Below are 18,447 nucleotides of genomic sequence, written 5' to 3'. Positions count from 1 at the left end.
CCTCCACCAGCACGGATGCCGCAGCCACACCGTCGCTCCCCACCGCACCCGCGATCATCGCCTCGCGCACCGCCGGGAGCGCCGCCGGCAGCCACTCCCCCGACGTCATCGAGCGCTCGCGACGCACCACCCCGGCCGCACGTGCCAGCACGCCGGCCGACGCCCCCGAAACGCGGGTCGCCCGCTGCACGACCTCCACCACCGACGCACACCCCGCGCGCGTGGTCATCCGCTCATCCCGCGCACCCGCCGATCGCCCGCGCACCACGTCCGTCGCCTCGACCAAGAACCCCTCGACCCGCCGCAGGATCGATCCCGCGACCGCCATCGCCTCGAGCACGTGAGCATCGGATGCCTCGTGCAGCCCATCGCTCGCGAACACCGGCGCGAGGGCTGCGCCGAGCGCAGCATCCAGGTTGCGCAGTGCCTCGAGAGCCGGTTTCATATCTCCATTCTGGCGAGGGCCACCGACATTGGCGGCCCAGAGAACAGCCAGATCGGAAGAACAATCCAAACCTGTGGAGAACGTAGAAAGCGCCCGCCTGTGGAGGACTCAAAACGCCCCGACAAACAAGCCCCACGCACGCGAGCCGTCCGGTCAACACCACGAGTTACCACAAGCACCGAACCCCATCCAGCCCCTTTCACGCGACAGCGAAGGGGACGGATGTTGGGGGCATGACAACCCCCGAACGCCCCGCGTCTCCGGCATCCGTCGCGCCCGCACGGTCGGCGCAGCCCGCACGTTCAACGCACACCTGCTCTTCGCGGGCTACCTCTTCACCGCGGCCGTCATCGGGCTCGACCCCGCCCCGCACCGGCCGAGTCGGGTCGTCACCGCGGTCGTGCTGGTGCTCGCGATGGCGTCGCACTCGATCCTCGCGAAGTACCTGTACGCGAATCCCCCGGGTGCGGTGCCGATGGCCCAGGCGCAGGATGGCGCCCAGCTCATGTACTACGCGGGTGCCTGGATCGAGGCCGCGATCATCGTGATCTTCTGCGCGCAGTGGTATCGCGCCGCTGGCCGCCGGGTCGTGACCTGCTACAGTTCGGGTCAGTTTTCGACGTAGGCGAACACCGCGCGCACGGTCTGAACGATGGGGGAAAGTTGTGACTCGAATCGGTCCTGGCCGGCCCGCGCGTATGAGCGGGATCCATCGCGCTTCAGCTCTGGCTGTGACACTCGCGATGGTCGTGACCGGCACGCTCGTTTCGGGCCCTGCTCACGCGGTTGAGCCCGGCTCAGTGCACGCGTCGCACACCCCGACGTCCCTCGCAGTTTCCGATGGGTCCGAGTTCGGCGAACCGTATTGCGAATCGGGTGGAGGAGCGTCCGTCCGGGTTGCTTTCGTGACGACGGCGCCGGAGGGAAGGGATGCTCGGATCAGCTACGGCGTGGATGGAACCGACGACTACGGCTCGGTCGACGGCCACACAGATGAAGATGGTTACTTCGCCGTGAACGTGCCCATCTCCGAGGAAGGGTTGACCGTCGCGACCGTGCTGTGGGACGCGGGTTTCCGAAACTCAGATGAATCGATCCAGTGGGTATACACGGGCGATAAAGACTGGACGTTTCCCGAGGAATGCGCGCGCACAGGAGAATCGCAGCCCGACCCGACCGAGCCGGGCGCATTTGACAGTCTGGATCCGGCGCGGCTGCTGGACACTCGCGTCGGAAACGGCGCACCCCAGACCGCTGTCGCAGCAAACGGCACCATCGACCTGCAAGTCACCGGCCGGGGCGGCGTCCCCTCCACCGGTGTCGCCGCTGTCGTGGTCAACGTCACCGTCGTCGGAGCCGCAACCGGAGGATTCCTCACCGTCTACCCCTCCGGAACGACCCAACCCACCGCATCAAACCTGAACTACACCCCCGGGCAAACCATCCCCAACCTCGTCACCGTCAAAATCGGCACCGCCGGCAAAATCAAACTCACCAACAACTCCGCAGGCACAATCCACCTCATCGCCGACGTCGCCGGCTACTACCTCGCCGGCACCACGGTCGGCTGAGACTCGCGTCTACTACCCGCGCGCCAGCCGCTCCTGCAGCCCGTACCGCACCGTCGGCCACTCCCCGTCGATGATCGAGAACACGACCGTGTCGCGAACCGTACCGTTGTCGAAGATCGAGTGATTGCGCAGGATCCCGTCCTGCTTCGCGCCGAGCTTGGCGATCGCCGCCCGCGACTGCTGGTTGTGCCAGTGGGTGCGAAACTCCACGGCGATGCAATCGAGCTCGTCGAAGGCGCGCTCGAGCAGCAGCAGCTTCGCGGCCGGGTTCACGCGCGTGCCCTGCACGACCCGCGACACCCACGTCGACCCGATCTCGAGGCGCCGGTTCGCCGGATCCAACCCCATATAGGTCGTCATGCCGACCACCCGCTGCGACCGGGCATCGACGATCGTCCACGGCGCCATGGTGCCGGCCGCCTGCGCCGCCAGCCGCCGTTCGATCTCGTCCGCCATCCCCTCGGGCGACGGGATGCGCGTGTACCAGGTGCGCCACAGATCCGCGACGCGCACGGCGTCGACGAGCCCGTCGTGATCGTCGGCGCTCAGCTGCCGCAGCTCGACGAACTCGTTCTTCAGGGTCGGGGCATCCGCGAACAGCATGCGTCAACGCTAATGCCGACGGATGCCTCGGCCCGCCCGCCGCAGCACGTCACACGTATATGCGCACGAACGTAACCCTGCCGTTACGCACCACCGCTATGGTGCGGCTCGTGGCCAAGAAACGACACCGCAGCAAGCCCCCCAGCCGGGGCACTCGCTGGTACGCGTACGCCGGATTGATCGTGCTCGCGGCGGGCACTATCGCCCTGTCCGTGGCCGCGATTGCGTCCATGCCCTGACAGGCACCCGAGGCGATGTCGTCGCCCCGGGTTAGCATCATCCCCTGGCGCGGCCGGCGCCTGACACGGGGAAGGGGCGCCGGCCATCGGAACGAACAAACGCTATGCGGCGCAACTCGATCGACGCATGGACGAGCGCATCATGCAGTCCACAACCGCCGGGCAGCCACTCCAATCGCTCACCGAGAAAGAGCTGCGCCTCGACGTCTACCCGCTGACCACGTCACCTCAGCCGCTCGAGGTGCTCGCCTGGGTGCGGTTCGGCCCGCACGCCATGCAGGTCCGTGCACGGGCGGTGCGATGGACGCAGAAGGCCGTCGGCATCGAGTTCGAGATCGGCGGGCAGAAGCACCGCACATGGGTGTGGGCGAACGCCGTCGACCGGGCGTGAATCGCCCACGATGGGCCAACACCACGCCCGTCCGCCATCCGGTTCGCCGATTTTCGCGTCCGTAATATACGACTGATAGCGTCCATTGAACAGCAAACTCACAGACGGAGCCCACGACGCGTGAACTCGGACGAGCAGCATGATCACTCTCAGCCGATAGCCGCGCCCTTGCTCGAGGCCGACACCTCCACCTACGCGCGCGAAGACGCAACCGATCCTGCGGTCCGCGAAGCGGACACAGGCCCGACGCCCACGCAGACGAAGCCGTTCGATTGGCGTCGCGCCCATGCCCGCCGCATGGCCATCACCGACTTCGTCATCCTCGTCTGGGTGGTCTACGGCACCCAGATCTTCTGGCTCGGACTGGATGCCGACCTCGTCACTCGCGAGAACTCCAGCATCGGCGATCTTGCCTATTGGATCTTCTCGGCTCTCCTGATCGCTGGCTGGATGATCGCACTCGCGCTCAACGACTCGCGCAGCCCTCGAGTCTTCGGCAATGGCAACGAGAAGTATCGCAGGGTCGTACAGGCGAGCTTGAGAACGTTCGGCGTTGTCGCCATCCTGGCCTTCGCGCTTCAGGTCGACCTCGCCCGTGGCTTTCTGCTCATCTCCCTGCCCCTAGGGATTCTCTTCCTTCTGATCGGACGCTGGCTCTGGCGACAGTGGCTGTTGTCACAGCGAGCACGGGGAGGTTACGCGGCGAAGGTGCTGCTCGTCGGCTCGGAGGAGTCGGTCACCCAGGTGGCTCGTGAGTTGAGGCGTTCACCGAGCGCGGGCTATCAGGTCGTCGGATGCTGCGTGCCCAACGGCCGTATCGCGGGCACGCTCGGCGACACGAACATTCCCGTCATGGGCACCGTGAACGCGATCGATCGGGCGCTCGCCGCGACCGGCGCCGACACCGTGGTCGTCACGAGTACCGACGATCTGCCGCCCGACAAGGTAAAGCAGATCTCGTGGAGCCTTGAGCAAGGCCGGCAACACCTCGTGCTGGCGCCCAGCATCACCGACATCGCGGGTCCGCGCATCCATCTGCGCCCGGTGGCGGGACTGCCGCTCATCCACGTTGAGACGCCCCGCTTCAGCAAGGGACAGCGGCTCGTCAAACGCCTGACAGACATCGTGATGAGCGTAGGTGGCGTTATCGTACTCAGCCCGCTCCTTATCGCCCTCGCCCTAGCGGTGCGCCTGTCGGGTCCCGGACCGGTGCTCTTCACCCAGACCCGCGTGGGCTACGCCGGCCGCACGTTCCGCATGCTCAAATTCCGCTCTATGGTGCAGGGCGCCGAGGCCCAGCTACCGGAGCTCTCCGCCCAGCGCGACGCCGGCAACGAGGTGCTCTTCAAAATGAAAAACGACCCCCGCGTCACCCGCGTGGGTCGTTTCATGCGCAAGTACAGCCTCGACGAGTTCCCCCAGCTTTTCAACGTCATCGCGGGCTCCATGTCGCTGGTCGGTCCGCGACCGCCGCTGCCGTCCGAGGTCGCGCTCTACGCCGACCATGTGCACCGCCGTTTTCTCGTCAAACCCGGCATAACCGGCCTCTGGCAGGTGAGTGGTCGCTCGCTGCTTACATGGGACGACACAGTCCGTCTCGACCTGTCCTACGTCGAGAACTGGTCACTGATGGGGGATCTCCTCATCCTGGGGAAGACTGCCCGAGCCATCCTCGCGCCTGGGGCAACCGCAGCCTGAGGCGAGCCGGTGCTGGCACTCTCCGATTACCGCGCCGCGGCCCGCCCCTCGGCGCTACGAATCAGACGGGGCCGACCCCAACAAGGGTGCCGACGAGCGCCAGCGCTACATAGCTGGCGTTGAATGTGACGTGGACGAGCAGGGCACCCCAAATGCGCCCTGTCAGCAGCACGAGGAGCGAGCAGGCCAACCCGACAAAGCCGATCGCCAGCGCCATGTCCCACCCGATACCGATCGTCAGGACGTGCCCCAGCATGAACAGTCCCGTAGACACGATCACCGCAACGAACCCAGCCGTTCCTGCGCCGGCTGACCGCCGCACGACCGAGTAGACCACGATCAGCACAACTCCCCGGAAGAAGAACTCTTCAAGCACGGGAGAAATCACGACGCCCGACGCCAGCTCCGTGAACCACCAGCTCACGGGAAGCTGCCCGTCGAGCGTTCCGTACGAGGGCCACACGTCCGACCCTGTGGCGGCGAGTGAGATCCACCCCTGCACGACGCGGAGCGTCACGCCCAGCACAAGTCCGTAGAGCAGGTCGACGGCGCGGAATTGCAACAGTGGCCGCGGAATCGAGCGGCTGAAGGCGAAGACCGTGGGCACGAGGAGCGCCAGCCACAGCACAGCCGGTGCTGCCCATCCGCCGATCGTGGGCGGCAAGACCTGAAACAGGGTGACGGACGCCAGAATCCCTGCGGCCAGACTGATGAGCACCCAACCCAGCAGGTCCGTCCGCCACCGCGCCACCGACGATCCTCCCTGCATCCAGGTGCGTCTCTCTCGGCGTCCGCCGCGCGAGCGAGCGGCGAGCAGCGGCAGATCGTTCACGTCCTTGGTGCGCTGAGGATCGATCGACTGCTCGGGCATGACTTCAAGCTACCCGGACCCCGCGCACTCGTATGTCAGGATGGGAGCACGGCTGTCGTTTCACGTTCATACGCGATCCCCACTCGACGCCATTCCCCACTATCGCAGCGAACAGGGGCACCTGATGGAGCTGGCCGACTACATCCGCATTCTGCGCAAGAACTGGATCGTGATCGTCGCACTCACGCTGCTTGGCGTTGCCGCCGCGGCGGCGTTCTCGCTTACCCGTACCCCTCTATATGAAGCGACGAGCAAGGTGTTCGTCTCCACTCAGGGCAGCGGCACGATCAGCGAGCTGCAGCAGGGATCGACGTTCAGCCAGGCCCGGGTGTCTACCTACGTCCAGTTGGCGACGACGCCGACGGTGCTCAATCCTTCCCTCAGCTACCTGGAACTCGACCGCTCGGCAGAACAGCTCGCTGGGCAACTTGCGGTGTCGACCCCGCTCGGCACGACGATCATCGAGATCACAGCGACCGACCCCGACCCGGTCACGGCCGCCGACATCGCGAACGTCGTCGGGTCGAGCCTCACCGCAGCTGTCGAAGAGCTTGAAACCCTCCCCTCGACCGGCGAGAGCCCCGTCAAGCTGACGCGGGTGTCGAACGCGCTCCCTCCTTTCGCTCCGTCGAGCCCAAATGTGCCGCTGAACCTGGCCCTGGGCGCGCTCGTCGGGCTCGCTTTAGGTGTCGGCTTCGCTGTACTTCGCACCGTCCTCGATACGCGCATCCGCTCAACCAAAGACGTCAACGACATCACCGACAGCCCCATCATCGGCGTCATCCCGTTCGACCCCAAGGCGAAGGAGCGTCCGGTTATCCTTCAGGACGACCCACTCAACCCACGTAGCGAGGCGTTCCGTGCGCTACGAACGAACCTGCAGTTCCTGGAGTTCAACGGCGGACACAGTTTCGTCATCACCTCGGCTCTGCCGAGTGAAGGAAAGTCGACGACGGCGGTCAACCTTGCGATCGCCCTGGCCGACGCAGGAAAGCGTGTCGTGCTGATCGACGCCGACATGCGCAAGTCGAAGGTGGCCGAGTACTTGGGCATCGAGGGCGGCGCCGGTCTAACCGATGTCCTGATAGGACGCGCGGAGCTGGCTGACGTGATGCTGCCGTGGGGTGGACGCTCGCTCGCGGTGCTGCCGGCTGGCCGCATTCCCCCGAACCCGAGCGAACTCTTGGGGTCGGCACGGATGGAGTCTCTGCTCGCAACCCTCGCCGAGAAGGCCGACGTCGTGCTGCTGGACGCCCCGCCCTTGCTTCCTGTCACGGATGCGGCAATTCTTGCGAAACGCACTCAGGGAGCGATCCTGATCGTTGCCGCGAACCAAAGCACCAAGCCGCAGTTGAATGCGGCGATCGATGCAATCGACACGGTGGACGCAAAGACGGCCGGGATCGTCCTCACCATGGTGCCGACTCGCGGACCCGACTCGTACGGCTACGGGTACGGCTACGGGTACGGCTACGGGTACGGCTACGGGTACGGCGTCGAGAAAGTCCCGGCCAAGGGACGGCGGAAGGTGAAGAAGGAGAAGAAGTCCGGTGCCCGCCGTACTTCGCGTGCTTCAGGCGGAGGCGCACCGGACGCGTTCCCTTCGACATCCACTTCCGACTCCTTTGATTCGCTGCTCAACCCTTCCACCCCACCGCGGCGATCGTCTCGCAGCGGCGCGTGACTCACCCCACCGATGGCTAGGCGGAGACAAACACGGCGAAATGCGGCGATCGGTATCGTCATCGTCGCAACACTTGCGCTCATTGCGGGGCTGCTGACCGTTCTGGCACTTCAGTCGGTCGAGCCGAAACCCGCAGAGCGGTTGCCCGAGCCTGACCCGACTTTCTCGTTCGGCCAGTCGGAGTCAACCCCTACGCCGAACACGCAGGATCAGCCTGCTCAGGTGAACGTTCCCGCGCGAGCAGATCAGAGGATGCTCGTTACGGGAAGTGAGCCCGGCGTCATGTGGCGCGCGACCGAGGGTTCGTGTGCACAGGGCATCTCTCCGCTGATTGAACGCTCAGCTGACGGGGGTACGACATGGGCGGATGTCACACCCTTCTACCGAGACGTGCGTCAGGTCTTGACCCTCGAATCGTTCGCCGGCAATCAGGCACAGGCAGTCATGGCAGTCGGGGATGAATGTTCAGTCGATGGTTTTCGCACCTTCACGCAGGGCCAATTTTGGGAGGCATACCCGGAAGTGCTTGAACAGGCTGTCTATATACTTCCGGGTGACCAGACGACCATCGTGACCCCGGGGGGCGAAGCAGTCGCACCGTGCGCCGAACCCCGCGCCCTTCAATCTACAAGCGGTGAGCTGGCGCTCCTCTGCGATGGCGACGTCCAACGTCTGATCAACGGGGCTTGGGTTCAATCGGGGTACGGTAACGTCTCCGCCTTTGCACAGGGCGTCGATGGCGGTGTGGCCGTCATCCGAAAGACGGCAGACTGCGGCACACGTGCGGTTTCGATAGCTTCAACGCTTTCGCCTTCCCTCGGCAGCTGCATCACCGTTCCCCGACCTGACGACGCTTCAGCGCTTGCCGTCTCAGCAGGGCAGGCATGGCTTTGGAATGGAGAACTAGTTGCGACAGCGCGCCTCCGCGAGTAGCGCCCTGAAGTTCACCAACACCGTCGCCATCAGGGATCACGATGGACGCACATTCCGCTGGTACGTTCGTAGGCACAGTCCCCTTTCCTCCGTTCGGAAGCTACATATCCCTCGTGTCTTCAGCAATTTCAGCGCGACCCACCTTGCCAACTTGCCCGCCGAGCGCTCTCTTCAGCGGTGCTACTTTGCCCGAGTTGCTCGTGCGCAGAACATCTCCTCGAATGAGCACAGTTCGTAGATCAATCTGCCGACGGTGAGCGGCGAGGACACCTGCTGACCAGGGCCTGCGAACGAAGGACGAAAGGAGCTGATGAGTTGACTGAAGGCATGCCAGGTTCGAATGGGGCCATCGCTATAATCCCGGCGAGAGGAGGCTCGAAGGGCATACCGGGCAAGAACGTCGCGCGCGTGGGTGGGCAGCCCCTTATCGCCCGTGCGGTGCAGGCAGCTCTCAAGGCAGCTTGTTTTGATCGAGTCGTTGTCTCGACCGACGACGCGGATATTCTGTCTGTCGCTGAGTCGGCTGGTGCACACGTTATCGAACGCCCAGCCGAACTCGCCGGGGATCAAGCCACCTCCGAAAGCGCGATACTTCATGCGCTGGGCGTCCTAGCCGGGCAGAATGCGACTCCCAACACTGTCGCTTTCTTGCAGGCAACGTCTCCCTTTATCCGGTCAGAAGACCTTCGAGCCGCGGTAGAAACCGTAGCGGCCGGAAAAGCCGACGTGGTTTTCTCTGCGTTCGAGACGTATGCGTTTCTGTGGAGCGACTCCGAGGCGCGTGGCGCGACAGGAGTCAACCACGATCCTTCCTTCCGGCCAAGACGCCAAGATCGTGATCCACACTTTCAAGAAACGGGTGCCTTCTACGTATTCAATGCGAACGGATTCGTTGCACATAAGCATCGTTTCTTCGGCCGAGTCCGACCACAACCCGTGGACGAAACCTGGGCTATCGAAGTTGATACACCAGCAGAGTTGGCGCGCGCGCAGCGCGACGCCGCATATTTCCGCTCCAGCGACTTGCAGGTCGACTTCGATGCGCTTATTACTGATTTCGACGGGGTGCACACCAATGACACTGCGGTGGTGCAACAAGACGGCACCGAATCGGTTGTCGTGAGCCGATCCGACGGGCTTGGTGTGGCGATGCTTACGGACGCCGGAATCCCGATGCTCATCTTGTCAAAAGAGCGGAATCCGGTTGTGTCGGCGCGCGCCCAGAAGCTGAGAGTTGAGGTGCTTCAAGGCGTCGACGACAAATTGTCCGCACTGCTCAGGTGGGCAACCGCGAGAGGAATCCCCCTCGAACGAATCGCCTATGTGGGAAACGATGTGAACGACATAGCTTGCCTGAGGCGGGTGGGGTGGCCCGTTGTTGTCCAAGATGCACATCCAGCCGTCCGCGCACATGCGCGCATCATCCTGCGTCGTGCCGGAGGATACGGGGCTCTCCGAGAATTGATTGATCTCCGCCTTAACATCGAAACTCCTCAGTAAAGACTGTTCGAGAACGAAGCAAAACGAGGGAAAAGGACTGCAAATGAGCAACGCCAATAGCGTTCAGATCGCGAACCATGAAGTTGGGAACGACGCCCCGGTATACGTGATCGGCGAGATCGGATTGAACCACAACGGGGATGTCGAGATAGCCAAGCGCCTTATCGATGTTGCCGCGGATGCTGGCGCGCAGGCGGTCAAATTCCAAAAGCGAACCCCGGAGATTGCTACTCCCGAGCACATGAAACAGACGCCTCGGGAGACTCCGTGGGGAACTATGACTTACCTCGAGTACCGCTACCGCGTGGAGTTCGAGAAGGAGCAGTATGCGGAGATCTCGCGACACTGTCAGGAACGTTCAATCGACTGGTTCGCTTCGCCCTGGGATGAGCCCTCCGTAGATTTCCTTGAGGAGATGGGCGTCGTGGCACATAAGGTCGCATCGGCGTCACTCACCGACAGCGGGATGCTCAAGCGCCTCGCGGACACTGGCAAGCCGATCATTCTCTCGACCGGAATGTCAACGATCGAGCAGATTGATACGGCCGTGAGCATTTTGGGAACGGAGAAGCTTGTGTTGATGCACGCGACAAGTACATATCCTCTCCCGCCCCATGAAGCGAACCTCCGCATGATCACGACTCTGCAGGATCGTTTCGGGGTGCCCGTCGGGTACTCCGGCCACGAGCCTGGCTTACAAATATCGGTAGCTGCGGTCGCCTTGGGAGCAGTCGCAGTCGAGCGGCACATTACGCTGGACCGCACGATGTGGGGGAGCGATCACGCCGCGAGCCTAGAGCCGAAGGGCTTTGCGACACTGGTTCGCGACATCCGCATAATCGGAGAGGCCCTCGGCGACGGGATCAAACGCATCTACCCCGGCGAGCTGGCGCCCCTCAGCAAGCTTCGTAGAGTCGGCGCCTAATCACCGTCGACACTGGCGCGCCCTTATGCACGGAATGAACAGTAACTATGGCCATCGGGCCATTCTTGCCGGTGCTGCTGGGATGGACAACGAACCGCCCATCCTAGGGATTTTGCAACACGGGTGGACGCCGTACGATGGCTGGGCGGAAGACGCACCCCTGCCTAGGTACGTGCCGCGACTCGTTTGGTCGCGCCGATCGCTGACTCGCGTTCCAAGCAACCGCACGCCTGCGGCATACAGCGCGATAGGTTCACCCTTCGCTTATCTAATAGAGAATGATCGAAGTCGCCTTCTCGTGCCGTCGGCGGGTGAGAAAACAATCGTCTTCCCGCAGCATTCAGCCGAAAACGTGCAGATCACAGATCCACATGAACCTTTCGCGGCGGAGTTGCGGAGCTCCATTGGGAAGGTGACGGTGTGTCTCTACTGGATCGACTACGCGATACCAGGTGTACGCGCCGCGTATGAAGCGGCAGGGCATAACGTAATCACGATCGGCTCGACCCGCGACGATCGAATGTTCATTCCAAAGTTCCTTCGAGCACTCGAAGGCCATGGCCGCGTGGTATCGAATCGTTTGTCAACTGCCCTGCTCTACGCCGCCGCACTCGACCGCCAGGTCGAAGTCATGGGCGCACCCCTTACTGTCCGCGGAGAGGTGGAGCACGGTATCAGCGAAGCAGTCGACTCATTGCGACTACTCAAGTCCGAGACGCAACCGGAGGGTGCATCAGTCCCGGTTCCGCGCGATTGGGCTCGCCAGGAGCTTGGCTGGGAAGATATGTTGCCTGCTCGGAGGCTTGCCGAGACGCTCGGATGGAGGGGAAGGCGTCAATGGTTGGGCACTATTGCCGGCACGTACGCCAGCATCCGTCGGCAGATCAAGAAATAGGCACCCAACTCCTGTAGCAACGCATTCCTTTTTCACAAAATACCGACACGATAGGTACCCGATGAGCGACGCAAATGTACGGACGTTTGTGGGAGGCGTGCCAATCACAAAATCGAGCCTAAGTGAGGCCGTGGAATGGCTTTATCGCCGAGCTATGTCTCGCGAGCCGGAAAGCGTACGCCTTGTCAACGCCTTCAGCGTCGCATCGGCCGATAAATCTATCGAGTACCGTGATCTGCTTCGTGGAAAGGGGACCAACTTTGCGGACGGCACTCCGGTAGCGTGGCTTGCGGCCCGGCAGCTTGCAGTGCCGCGGGAAGATATTCATGTCCGCGGACCCAGCCTGTTCTCAACCACGCTCGAAACTCGCGAGTTGCGGGCGTTCTTCGTAGGTTCGACCAACGAAGTGCTCGAAGCTATTCGGATCCGCGTAGAGTCGCCGCACTACCGAGCACATTTCGCGGGCGCTTACTCCCCACCTTTTGGGCCGTTGACCCCAAGAATGTTCGATGACATTGCGGCGCAAATTCCGCTCTCAGACGTGGACGTCATATGGGTGGGAATGGGAACTCCGAAGCAAGATTTCATAGCGACCAAACTGGCGTCGGTCGTAGGGCTTCCTTGCGTCGCAGTTGGCGCAGCCTTCGATTTCCTAGCGGGTTCAGTGGGAGAGGCTCCGCGCTGGACGCGTGATTACGGATTAGAGTGGCTCCACCGCTTATCACGTGAGCCGCGGCGCCTGGCAGGCCGGTACACGGTGGGGAATCTCCGGTTCGCGCGGGCTGTTTGGAACCAGAGGGGGAAGACTTGCGTGTCCTAGTCTTCAGCCAAACCCCGCCGCCCGTCCACGGGTCGACAGTCATGACGGCGCGGTTGATAGGGCTTCTCCGCGATCGCCAGGTGGAGGTCGAACTTCTAGACCGAAGGTTCAGCGCACAAGCGGAACAGGTCGGGAAGGGCTCCGCGGTGAAACTCCTTCGCGTCCCCGATTTGCTTCGCCGCGCGGTCTCGTCTGCCCGAAGACGCCCTGACTGTTGCATCTTCTTCACAACGAATCGACCAGGTTCGATACTCGTAGACCTGCTAGTCATCTCGGTTCTCCGGATATTCAACATCCCGGTTGTTCATTATTTGCATACCAGTGGATGGGCTCCACTCGCGAAGCGAGCCAGATATTGGCGTGGTGCGATCCGCGCTGTTCTCAAACCGGGCGATCGGATCGTTCTCCTAGGGCCCGCGTTGCGTTCGGACATCGAAGGCGCGTTAGGTAGGAAAATTGAGCCCACCTACATACCGAACGCGACGACTCCGCCAGAAGGTCGACTGTCGCGCAAGCATGGCGCGATCAGGCTACTTTTCTTTTCAAACTTGATCCCAACAAAGGGCGCTCTAGACATGGTCAACCTGGCCGCCGAGCTTTCAGCAACAATGGATAAACCCTTCGAAGTAAAAATTGTTGGTACGGGCGATCCGGATTATATACGCAGTGTCTCCGACCAGATTTTCACCCATGGGCTGTCTGATATTGTCACCCTTCACGGACATGCAGACGAGTCGTCTAAGTGGACTTACATGCGGGATGCAACCGCGCTGGTCTTCCCATCAAGCTATCCGCTCGAAGCCCAACCGCTCACCATAATCGAAGCCATGAGCGTCGGCCTACCGGCGCTCGCGTACGATGTGGGCGGAGTTAGCGACTGCGTCGCGGACGGGGTCACGGGACGTCTTGCGCCCGCGGGAGACGTCTCAGCTCTTGCGAATCATGTCCGTGAACTTGCTCACAACCCAGACGAACTCGATCGACTGCGAGCCGGCTGCTTCGCCACGCACAGCGAACGATTCTCGACGGATCAGTTCGGGCGCAACTGGTTGGAAGCTCTCGGGCGCATAGACCCAGCTTTGTCGGCTCTCTAGTAATGGCCATCAGACATGTACAGCCGCGCAGGCGCGGAGCAACGAAGAGCGTGTTCCATGATAGGAATCCCTACACCCCGCTTCAACTTAGCTTCGCAGGCGTCCTGATCCTGAGTGGGCTCGGAGGCTTGGGTATCTCCGCACCCAGCATCTCGGTCAATGCGGCACTCTATGTGCTTGTCATCGCGCTCGGCTACATCCTTGATCGCGCGAGCTTCGGCCACGGGGGACGCCTAGGTCGAGCGTCCCTCGTCATGGGCTGTGCGTTCGGATTATGGCTGATAGCTCTCTCCTTCACTTCCCTGGTCAATGGCAGCATGAGCCCTGATACCGCGGTCATAGTCATCCCCGCTGTCATCCCACTGCTTCTCGCCGCGTCGCTCGGTTTGAGACTCGGCACCGATGGCCTCATGCCGCTTGGTGCGCCGGCGCTTAGGGTAGCCGCATCGTTCTGGGTCGCGACCGCGATATTGGACGCGCTAACAGCTGAAGTCGGCTCGCCCCTCCAATTTCTGAGTCACGAGCGCACATTCATTGCGGTCGCGATCGTATCTATGCCGGGGGCCGGGGCGTTTCTCTTAGCGCGAGTCGGCGCAGGCGCTGCTGTCCTCCTCTCGCTATCGATCTATCCATCGGCTACTTCACTCGCCGTCATTCTGATTGCTTGCCTAGTCGCCGTGCTCCTGCGCATACGCAGTAGAACCTGGCGACTCGTTGGAGCAGGGATCGCCGCGACTGTTAGCGCCGTTCTTTTGGGCGCGACCGACACGATCGGCAGACTGTACATAGTCATGGGTCGGGTGAACAATTCAGAAACTCGAGAGGCGCTTTGGGCCCAAGCGTTGACAGTCATCGACTCGAATCTGCTAGTCGGGGGCGCAGTATCAATGCAGATCAGTGGCACGTTCGAACGGTACGGACGGGTCCTGCAAGTTCCTATTCACAACACTTGGCTCACGCTGGGCGTGGCGGGCGGCGTAATAGCGATCGCGGCTTTTGCGGCAACCGTCGGGTTCGCTGTCCTTGCCGGGATCACCGCCGCTCAAGCACGGTGGCTACCAGCTCTGGCTGGTGCCGTTGTTACTCTGTCGGTCAACCCCACTCTCGATCGACCGGACACAGCTGCGGCTTTTTGGGTGCTTGTGTGCTCCGCGATGGTTATATCACAAAATAACGGAACCAAGAGCCCCAAACCGTGGAATTGAAGGTAGGCGAACGCGCCCGCAATCCCATCACGATGCTTTCACTCGCCGCGGTGAATTTCTTCCTCGTGGTTGGATACTCCCAGATATTGTCTGCGACAGACTTTGGAATCGCCTCGGTATTCTGGCTGAGTTTCACGCTAATAACGTCGGCCTCACGAGCGATTTTCAGCGAGCAAGTGCTGGCACAGCCCAGCGACGCCGTCCGTGCTGGCCTTCTAGGGGTAGCGGTGGCGATGACCTGTTTGTTCGTCACAGGCGCTGTCATCGCGCTCGCCAGCCTCGGGCGACTAGATCTATTGGCCGCCGTCCTGCCGCTCGCACTTCTCAACGGCTCCGACCCAGTTCGGTACGTACGAATGTCGCGGAGCGGGCATCTGTCGTGGCTGGCCTTGCCGGGGCTGGATCTCGCCAGAGCGGGAATCGCGGTAACGTTCTGGTGCCTCGCTGTGCTGGACGCACCTTCCGCGATACTTGTTCTGGCTGCCACGTCAGCGGGCGCGCTGGGCTTCCTCGCTCGCTGGCGCAGCGCATCTCTTGTCGGGGTAGTCCAGTATGTGCGTTCTCGCGGGCGCTTCGAGGCTTTGATGGGAGCGCAATTCGTCGTCGCGATCGTGATCGGCCAACTGCTTCCGATCCTCGCCCTCGCGGCTTTCGGGCCGGCCGCGTTCGGACAACTTCGCCTCGCCCAGACGTACGTTTCACCAGCAAACACAGTCGCTGGCGCTCTTCAACCGACATTGATTGGCTCGCTTTCGCGAGCGTCGGCACAGAAAGCTAGCGGTCTGGCAAAGTCCATGGGACTAATGATCGGCGTGGGTCTCGCGGCCCTGGTGGGTGCACTCACGTTCGCCATGTTGATGTCACGAGCAGAGATCTCAAGCTCCTTCCAACCGCTGCTCGTCCCGGTCGCGATCAGTGCATTGGCGGCGATCCTGGGACAACCTGGTGGTGCGTTGATACGCGTCCGCCGCCAGGGTGGCATCAGCTTCATCGGGCAGGTGATCGGCGCAGTCGTCGGCCTGATCGCTTGCGTAGCGGCAGCCGCAATTTCGCTTCAGGCGTTTGCATGGGGGCTCACGATTTACTCAAGTGCGACGGTACTGTCGACCTATCTACTCCTTCTAGCTAGTTCTTTCCGAAATCGCCCGGGCAGGCGACCCAACGACGGTGGAACCGTCTGACACGTCCCGCAACACGAGGCTCTGAGCCCCGATGCGCGCACCATTTCCCACGGATATGGCGCCCAGGAGTACCGCGTGGGCACCGACAAGCACGTCATCGCCGAGGACGGGGTACATGCCGTGGTCTGGGCCATGCAAAACATCACGTCGACCCAACACCACCCCGCTCATAAGGGTTGCATTCTTCCCAATTTCTGTGCTGGCACCGATGACAACGCCCACTGGGTGTTGCAGCAAAAGCCCAGCGCCGATGCGAGCGCGGGGATCAATATCGGCTCCGTGCAAAAGGTGATTCACCCGGCCTACGCACCTCCCCAAGACCGGCGACAATCTGTATGCCCCCGAGGCAATCCGATGCAGGAACGCCGCAGCGAATGGTGGATGGAGGAGCGCCGACTTGACAATGTGAAAACACGAACTCTTCTGGTTGGAACTCCGCTCGAAATCCTTCCGGACTACGGTGAGGAACTCACCCACGCTCATAAGAAGTCCGCTCCCGATGGGCCGCATAGAGGCGTGAACGCAGGTGGACTACGGCTGCCGATTCCACGTTCCCGTTAGCGTCCAGCACCCGAATAGCCGAAGCCGCGTACGGTCGCTTCCTATACCAAACCGTCGAGACAAGCTTCGCAACCTTGTGCGTCACGTCAGCCAACCGCCTCACGGGTTTCTTGCCATAAATTCCCAACTGGTGCTTGCGCCGGACGATCTGGTGTTCGCTACTGTCACGAGCGTCGCCAGTCCTTCGTTCGGCTGAAACCTGTGCATCGTGTATGCGCATGCCAGCTATCAGAATTGGCAGATGAACGATCTTTCGACCGGATCGCATGATGCCTAAGTAGAGATCCCAATCCATGATGTACCTCAGGCGAACGTCCCACGGGGCAGGCGGAAGCGCCGAGCGTCGAAAGACGGTAGCAGTCGACGCGATCACACAGCCGCGGGACGCCAGTATGGGGAACCAGGTTGGATAGCCGAACAAGGGCTTGATGAAGACGCCGTGCTCGTCAACCAAGACCGTGTCCCCATGAACGACATCAACCTCGGGGTGCTCGTCAAGATAGGCAATCGCCGCATCTAAACCTCCAGGAATGTAGAAATCATCCGCATTCAGCCAGGCGATGTACTCACCATCCGCCATTTCTAGGGCATGATTCAGTGCGTCGCTCTGCCCCTTATCCGGCTCACTACGCCACTTCACAGACGACGAATTCGCAGAAAGCAACTCCACTGTTCCATCTGTTGACGCACCGTCCGATATAACGTGTTCGCGAACGACGGCGTGTCCGTCGCGAACGGAGCGCATCGCCGCGTCGAGGAAACGCGCGTAGTTGAAGGATGGCGTAATAACGGAAAGCTTCACGAAACCTCTCTCAGTTCAGCCTGCTTTATGTTCCGACGGGACTGACAATGCGGGCTGGCACGCCGACAGCGACAGCGCCAGCAGGAACATCCGAGAGTACTACCGCACCAGCCCCGATCCTGGCCCCCGTGCCCACAGAGATTCCCCCCAGGATTACAGCAGACGCGCCAACTTCCACGCCATCACCAATCGACGGGCACGCACCGTCGGCAACCAAAGCCCCGATCGTCACGCCCTGGCGCAAGATCACGTCGTCACCGATGATCGACCCATCATTGATCACGAGCCCGTAGCCGTGGTAAATGGTTAGGCGCTGGCCCACTCTGGTCTTCCATGGGATTTCGATACCCAGACACCACTCGGAGACGAATCTGTAGAGCACTCCGATCGGGATTGCGAACGCTCTCGGACGCCGATCTCGGGGTTCGCGTGCTCGCTGGGCCATCCGGAAGAGGACCATCAGCAACTGCACGCGCGGGTTTCTCCGGTTCACGGTCATATCGGCGAAGACCGGGGACTTCGTCGACATACCCATCGTGGCGTCGTGCATCATGCTTCCCTCGCCCCCGTAAGGCACTCAACTAGCCAACGATATGCCGCCAGCTACAGCGCCTAGTCTTCGCATCGAATATCGACGGTGGAACTGACGTGGAACGGTGATGGTCCGCATCTGACTCCTGTTAGCTGCTGCGTGTCTCGCGCCTATGCAAGTCTGGCTGAAGCACGGGCAGGATTCCAACACCATAGCTAGCCCAGCGTCGCTACATCGGCGAGACCAGCTGGCAGGCGCGACGGGCCACGCGACACCCGAGAAGTCCCGGCGTGCACTTACGCCAGCGCGTGCGGGGAATGGCCCCGGCTCCCGCACGGACCGTACTCGACCTGGGCGCGATGGCATCCTGACGGTCGATGTGTGGCGTGCATACTGCCGCGCGGCCGGTGGACACCATCGGCTGACCCCGGTGCGGGTTCGGAGAGATTCAGAATCATTGCCCCGACCGCGAAGGCCATGTTCGTCCCAGGCGCCAC

At 62.1% G+C, this 18,447-nt stretch carries 18 protein-coding genes and 1 pseudogene; 13 read left to right on the top strand and 6 right to left on the bottom strand.

What is annotated here, in order from left to right; all coding sequences use genetic code 11:
* A pseudogene (locus ACIQ0W_RS13685) lies at positions 1–445 on the bottom strand (HNH endonuclease); the annotation flags it as partial.
* 73 nt (positions 446–518) lie between these two features.
* On the opposite strand from ACIQ0W_RS13685, the gene ACIQ0W_RS13680 reads away from it, so the two are divergent.
* Together ACIQ0W_RS13680 and ACIQ0W_RS13675 are read left to right on the top strand one after the other, a co-directional pair.
* On the top strand, positions 519–1,070 hold the full coding sequence (locus ACIQ0W_RS13680) for a cytochrome c oxidase assembly protein (protein WP_396643268.1): 552 nt from the start codon (positions 519–521) through the stop codon (positions 1,068–1,070).
* A gap of 124 nt (positions 1,071–1,194) precedes the next feature.
* Positions 1,195–2,016, top strand: a complete 822-nt coding sequence (locus tag ACIQ0W_RS13675) for a hypothetical protein (RefSeq protein WP_396643267.1) — start codon at positions 1,195–1,197, stop codon at positions 2,014–2,016.
* A gap of 12 nt (positions 2,017–2,028) precedes the next feature.
* Here the strand turns inward: ACIQ0W_RS13675 and ACIQ0W_RS13670 are convergent, their stop codons facing one another.
* On the bottom strand, positions 2,029–2,619 hold the full coding sequence (locus ACIQ0W_RS13670) for a GNAT family N-acetyltransferase (RefSeq protein ID WP_396643265.1): 591 nt from the start codon (positions 2,617–2,619) through the stop codon (positions 2,029–2,031).
* 110 nt (positions 2,620–2,729) lie between these two features.
* On the opposite strand from ACIQ0W_RS13670, the gene ACIQ0W_RS13665 reads away from it, so the two are divergent.
* The 3 genes from ACIQ0W_RS13665 (at position 2,730) to ACIQ0W_RS13655 (ending at position 4,947) form a co-directional block, all read left to right on the top strand.
* The gene (locus ACIQ0W_RS13665; protein WP_396643264.1) at positions 2,730–2,858 is read left to right on the top strand and encodes a hypothetical protein; all 129 of its coding nucleotides are present in this window, start codon (positions 2,730–2,732) and stop codon (positions 2,856–2,858) included.
* A gap of 142 nt (positions 2,859–3,000) precedes the next feature.
* Positions 3,001–3,249 (top strand): hypothetical protein, encoded by a 249-nt coding sequence (locus tag ACIQ0W_RS13660; RefSeq protein WP_396643263.1) that lies wholly within the window; start codon positions 3,001–3,003, stop codon positions 3,247–3,249.
* 120 nt (positions 3,250–3,369) lie between these two features.
* The gene (locus tag ACIQ0W_RS13655) at positions 3,370–4,947 is read left to right on the top strand and encodes a sugar transferase (protein ID WP_396643262.1); all 1,578 of its coding nucleotides are present in this window, start codon (positions 3,370–3,372) and stop codon (positions 4,945–4,947) included.
* Between the two features lie 61 nt (positions 4,948–5,008).
* Here the strand turns inward: ACIQ0W_RS13655 and ACIQ0W_RS13650 are convergent, their stop codons facing one another.
* Positions 5,009–5,818 carry a lysostaphin resistance A-like protein gene (locus ACIQ0W_RS13650; RefSeq protein ID WP_396643261.1) on the bottom strand — a complete coding sequence of 270 codons (810 nt, stop codon included), beginning with the start codon at positions 5,816–5,818 and terminating at the stop codon, positions 5,009–5,011.
* Positions 5,819–5,942: 124 nt separating this feature from the next.
* Here ACIQ0W_RS13650 and ACIQ0W_RS13645 point away from each other — a divergent pair, with 124 nt between their 5' ends.
* The 8 genes from ACIQ0W_RS13645 to ACIQ0W_RS13610 all read left to right on the top strand — a co-directional run bounded on the left by ACIQ0W_RS13645 (position 5,943) and on the right by ACIQ0W_RS13610 (position 16,055).
* On the top strand, positions 5,943–7,502 hold the full coding sequence (locus tag ACIQ0W_RS13645) for a polysaccharide biosynthesis tyrosine autokinase (protein WP_396643260.1): 1,560 nt from the start codon (positions 5,943–5,945) through the stop codon (positions 7,500–7,502).
* Positions 7,503–8,762: 1,260 nt separating this feature from the next.
* On the top strand, positions 8,763–9,935 hold the full coding sequence (locus ACIQ0W_RS13640) for a cytidylyltransferase domain-containing protein (protein ID WP_396643258.1): 1,173 nt from the start codon (positions 8,763–8,765) through the stop codon (positions 9,933–9,935).
* Between the two features lie 43 nt (positions 9,936–9,978).
* Positions 9,979–10,860, top strand: coding sequence for an N-acetylneuraminate synthase family protein (locus tag ACIQ0W_RS13635; RefSeq protein WP_396643256.1), 882 nt, complete (start codon positions 9,979–9,981; stop codon positions 10,858–10,860).
* 34 nt (positions 10,861–10,894) lie between these two features.
* Positions 10,895–11,755, top strand: a complete 861-nt coding sequence (locus tag ACIQ0W_RS13630; RefSeq protein WP_396643254.1) for a hypothetical protein — start codon at positions 10,895–10,897, stop codon at positions 11,753–11,755.
* Between the two features lie 61 nt (positions 11,756–11,816).
* Entirely contained in the window at positions 11,817–12,575 is a 759-nt protein-coding gene (locus ACIQ0W_RS13625; protein ID WP_396643253.1) for a WecB/TagA/CpsF family glycosyltransferase, read from the top strand.
* A 419-nt stretch (positions 12,576–12,994) separates the two neighbouring features.
* The gene (locus ACIQ0W_RS13620) at positions 12,995–13,669 is read left to right on the top strand and encodes a glycosyltransferase family 4 protein (protein WP_396643252.1); all 675 of its coding nucleotides are present in this window, start codon (positions 12,995–12,997) and stop codon (positions 13,667–13,669) included.
* Between the two features lie 128 nt (positions 13,670–13,797).
* Positions 13,798–14,874 (top strand): O-antigen ligase family protein, encoded by a 1,077-nt coding sequence (locus ACIQ0W_RS13615; RefSeq protein ID WP_396643250.1) that lies wholly within the window; start codon positions 13,798–13,800, stop codon positions 14,872–14,874.
* Complete coding sequence (locus tag ACIQ0W_RS13610) at positions 14,865–16,055, top strand: hypothetical protein (RefSeq protein WP_396643249.1); 1,191 nt, start codon at positions 14,865–14,867, stop codon at positions 16,053–16,055. Before ACIQ0W_RS13615 ends, ACIQ0W_RS13610 begins: the two co-directional genes overlap by 10 nt.
* Here ACIQ0W_RS13610 and ACIQ0W_RS13605 read toward each other — a convergent pair.
* The 3 genes from ACIQ0W_RS13605 to ACIQ0W_RS13595 form a co-directional block, all read right to left on the bottom strand.
* Positions 15,996–16,172: a hypothetical protein gene (locus tag ACIQ0W_RS13605; RefSeq protein ID WP_396643269.1), complete on the bottom strand. Its 177-nt coding sequence runs from the start codon at positions 16,170–16,172 to the stop codon at positions 15,996–15,998. The genes ACIQ0W_RS13610 and ACIQ0W_RS13605 overlap by 60 nt on opposite strands.
* 352 nt (positions 16,173–16,524) lie before the next feature.
* Complete coding sequence (locus ACIQ0W_RS13600; protein WP_396643248.1) at positions 16,525–17,418, bottom strand: glycosyltransferase family 2 protein; 894 nt, start codon at positions 17,416–17,418, stop codon at positions 16,525–16,527.
* A gap of 25 nt (positions 17,419–17,443) precedes the next feature.
* Positions 17,444–17,971, bottom strand: coding sequence for a serine O-acetyltransferase (locus ACIQ0W_RS13595; protein ID WP_396643247.1), 528 nt, complete (start codon positions 17,969–17,971; stop codon positions 17,444–17,446).
* Positions 17,972–18,447 lie beyond the last annotated feature (476 nt).

This window comes from Microbacterium sp. (assembly GCF_044340635.1).
In the GTDB taxonomy this organism is placed as follows: domain Bacteria; phylum Actinomycetota; class Actinomycetes; order Actinomycetales; family Microbacteriaceae; genus Microbacterium.
This window is presented reverse-complemented; position numbering and strand designations above follow the sequence as displayed.